The organism is Oleiphilus sp. HI0080, assembly GCF_001635135.1.
Map to the genome: position 1 here is coordinate 1 of NZ_LWFU01000634.1, position 3,538 is coordinate 3,538.

At 47.3% G+C, this 3,538-nt stretch carries 5 protein-coding genes and 1 pseudogene; all 6 read left to right on the forward strand.

Features of this window, described 5'->3' with window-relative positions; genetic code table 11:
- Positions 1–332 (forward strand): energy transducer TonB (locus A3751_RS13860; RefSeq protein WP_156492465.1); only part of this gene is annotated, 332 nt, incomplete at its 5' end.
- Between the two features lie 49 nt (positions 333–381).
- Complete coding sequence (locus A3751_RS13865; RefSeq protein WP_231871910.1) at positions 382–939, forward strand: YqgE/AlgH family protein; 558 nt, start codon at positions 382–384, stop codon at positions 937–939.
- Between the two features lie 18 nt (positions 940–957).
- Positions 958–1,389: a Holliday junction resolvase RuvX gene (gene ruvX, locus A3751_RS13870; RefSeq protein ID WP_068457106.1), complete on the forward strand. Its 432-nt coding sequence runs from the start codon at positions 958–960 to the stop codon at positions 1,387–1,389.
- On the forward strand, positions 1,376–1,888 hold the full coding sequence (pyrR, locus tag A3751_RS13875) for a bifunctional pyr operon transcriptional regulator/uracil phosphoribosyltransferase PyrR (protein ID WP_156492466.1): 513 nt from the start codon (positions 1,376–1,378) through the stop codon (positions 1,886–1,888). Before ruvX ends, pyrR begins: the two co-directional genes overlap by 14 nt.
- A 15-nt stretch (positions 1,889–1,903) precedes the next feature.
- The gene (locus A3751_RS13880) at positions 1,904–2,896 is read left to right on the forward strand and encodes an aspartate carbamoyltransferase catalytic subunit (RefSeq protein ID WP_068457113.1); all 993 of its coding nucleotides are present in this window, start codon (positions 1,904–1,906) and stop codon (positions 2,894–2,896) included.
- Positions 2,893–3,538 (forward strand): annotated as a pseudogene (locus A3751_RS13885) (hypothetical protein); the annotation flags it as partial. The gene A3751_RS13880 and the pseudogene A3751_RS13885, both read left to right, overlap by 4 nt.

Here is a 3,538-nt window from a genome sequence, read left to right on the forward strand (position 1 = left end):
CGGCGTCAACAATGAAAGCGGTCGATGCTCGTTATGTGGAGCAAGTTGTTGCCAAAATAGAACGCATCGGCAAACAATTCTTCCCACGCGATGCGGGCCGAAAGCTTTATGGAAAGCCGCGCGTTGCGATCGCCATCTATTCTGACGGCAGCATCAGAGATATAAAGATACTACAGAGCTCAGGCAACTTAGTGCTTGATGCTAAAACAAAAGATATTGTTAGTCGCGCAGCTCCATTCGCGCCATTTCCCAAAGAAGTTCGCAAAGAGCGCGATGTTCTTGAGTTAATTCGCACATTTTCTTACACGGGAAGGGGTGTATCGAGCTTCTAGAAGCTCTAGAATAGAAACCCTTCCTTCTTTCTAAAGGCTGATGCTGCCGGTGACGACGATTAATCTCCAGAACCAGTTCTTGATAGCCATGCCACAGCTAGAAGATCCCAATTTCAACGGAACCATTACCTATATTTGCCAGCACAATGAAGATGGCGCAATGGGCATCATCATCAACAGATCTAGCGGAATTAATCTCGGGGATATTTTCGAGCAATTGTCATTCACGACAGACGGGCAGCATAACGAAACACCCGTCTCGCAAGGCGGTCCGGTTCAGCTCGACCGCGGTTTTGTTCTGCACAACGATGGCAGCTCGTGGGATAGTAGCTATGAAGTGAGCACGAGTATTCAGCTCACAACATCACGAGACATACTCGAAGCCATTGCAAATAATGAAGGCCCTGAGAAATTTGTTATTGCTCTTGGCTATGCCGGCTGGGGTGCCGGGCAATTAGAAGGCGAAATCGCACAGAATTCTTGGTTAACGTGCGCATCTAGCGAGGACATATTATTCCACACTGATTTGGGCCAAAAATACGATATGGCAATGGCCAGCATCGGGCTCGATGCAGCGAAACTTAGCACGAACGCAGGGCATGCCTAATGAGTCCAATGAGAATACATGGCTAACAATTATCTTTGTTTTGATTTTGGGTTAAAACGTATTGGGGTAGCAATCGGTAGTGATCTCATTCGTAAAGCCCGCCAGCTAAGTCCAATGAAAGCAAAGGATGGAATTCCGAATTGGCAGGAGCTAGAAAAGCTATTGAGAGAATGGCAGCCAAAAGCTGTCATCGTCGGCTTACCGCTCAATATGGATGGAACCGAGAGTGAACTGTCCATAAGGGCTCGTAAATTCGGAAACCGTATTCACGGTAGGTTTCATACAGTCGTTCACATGCATGATGAACGCTTATCTAGTTATGAAGCTAAAGGGATGGTCCTTGAAGAAAAAGGCCATGTCGATTTTGGAGACCACTCAGTTGATGGACTAGCCGCATGTCTCGTGCTGGAAAGCTGGTTTGAGATTAGGAATGAGAATGACGAACACTGAAATTCAGGCGCTAAACCTGATTGAAAAAATGGCTGATGAACTAAAGCAAGCCCTAAAGAGTTCTAATATCAGCAAATACTGTATCGTAGGTATACAAACAGGCGGCGTCTGGGTTGCCCGTGAACTTAATCGCTTGCTCGGCGATGAGGCTCCAATGGGAGAGCTGAATATCAGTTTTTATCGTGATGACTTTACACGCATAGGCCTGCAACCGACTGTAACCCCGACCAATCTTCCCTTTGCCACCGAAGACGCACACATCATTCTCGTGGACGATATTCTAATGACTGGGCGGACTATTCGTGCAGCACTGAACGAACTATTTGATTTCGGTAGACCGGCAAGCGTTACACTGGCCGTGCTCGCTGACATTGGACAAAGAGAGTTACCGATTAGCGCTAATATAATTGGTCAGAGTTTCTCCCTTGCTCCGAATGAACGCCTGAAACTTGAAGGCCCCGCGCCCCTTCTTCTAAAACGTAAAACTCAAGATGCTTAATTGGACCACGCTGCCATGAATCCCTCTCTGCAACTTAACTCCCAAGGTAATCTCAAGCATTTCTTAAGCATAGCCGGACTAAGTAAAGAAATTTTGACGAACATACTGGATACCGCTGACTCCTTCATTGAAGTTGGTGAGCGTTCCATTCGCAACGTCCCTCTCTTAAGAGGTAAAACCGTAGCCAATCTGTTTTTTGAGCCTAGCACGCGCACACGCTCAACCTTTGAACTTGCAGCCAAGCGACTCTCTGCAGATGTACTAAATTTGGATATTCGTACCTCAGCGACCTCAAAAGGCGAGTCATTATCAGACATGCTGCTTAATCTTGAAGCCATGGCGAGCGACATGTTTGTTATTCGCCATGCACAAAGTGGCGCCCAGCATTTTATTGCGGAATCGGTCACCCCCGGCGTTGCCATCATCAATGCTGGCGACGGATGGCATGCGCACCCTACGCAAGCCATGCTAGACATGCTCACAATTCGACATAAAAAGCAGCAGATTGAAGGCCTTAAAGTGGGGATCATTGGCGACATACTTCACTCTCGCGTCGCGAGATCTCAGATCCGAGCCTTAAACGCGCTCGGAGCAGAAGAGATTCGTGTCATTGCGCCGAAAACATTACTCCCACCAAATATCGAAGATATGGGCGTGAAAGTGTTCTGGGATCTAGAGCAGGGTATGCGTGATCTTGATGTTGTCATTATGCTTCGGCTTCAACGCGAGCGAATGCAAGGCGCTTTACTTCCTAGTGAGAGCGAATACTTTAAACGCTATGGCCTCACATCTGAGGCACTTAGACATGCAAAACCAGACGCCATTGTTATGCATCCTGGACCAATAAACCGGGGAGTTGAGATCGCTTCAGACGTCGCTGATGGCCCTCGTTCAGTGATTCTAGATCAGGTTACAAACGGTATCGCCGTGCGAATGGCAGTAATGTCTATGGCGATGAGCGGTCAAGTAGAGGAGAAACAGCAAAAAAATGAGGTGCCTTCAAAATGAAATTCAAGCTAACCGGCGGTACCTATTTAAACAGTGAAGGCGAAAAAACGCCGTTTGAAACAATAGTTGTTGAGGATGGCTTAATTAGATCAATCGATCAGCCAGATGGTGGAGAGGCTAATACAATCAACTGCAAGGGTAAACTCGTTGTTCCCACGCTAACCGATTTGGGCATGGTTGTTTCTAGTCTGAATGTGATCGATTTAGAGCTAAAGGCAGCCGCTGCGGGAGGAGTGGGTCGTGTATGCTTAATGCCAAACACCTCGCCCGTTAACGACGTGCCTGCAATTTCAAAACTGATTGAGCAGCAAGTGACGCCTTTCACTGGCGCCGAACTCATTATGATCGGGGCGATGACCAAAAGCCTAGAAGGGAAGCTACTAAGCGAATACGCAGAGCTAAAAGACTCGGGATGTAAGGCCTTGAGTAATGGTTTTACAACAATGGATACCCTAGCAATTTCAAAGCGCTGTTTCGATTATGCGTATACCTACGATCTTACAATCTTTATGCACCCGATGGTCCGCTCCCTTTATCAAGGAAGCATGCATAGCGGTGCAATATCGACCAGAATGGGGCTCAAGGGCATTCCTAACATTGCTGAAACGGTTGCTATCGCACAACTCATCATGCTCGCTGAAG

What these genes read in the sequence shown, in the direction of transcription:
- ruvX (WP_068457106.1), top strand. Translation starts at nt 958, where the DNA reads ATGGCTAACAATTATCTTTGTTTTGATTTTGGGTTAAAACGTATTGGG.
- pyrR (WP_156492466.1), top strand. Translation starts at nt 1,376, where the DNA reads ATGACGAACACTGAAATTCAGGCGCTAAACCTGATTGAAAAAATGGCT.
- A3751_RS13880 (WP_068457113.1), top strand. Translation starts at nt 1,904, where the DNA reads ATGAATCCCTCTCTGCAACTTAACTCCCAAGGTAATCTCAAGCATTTC.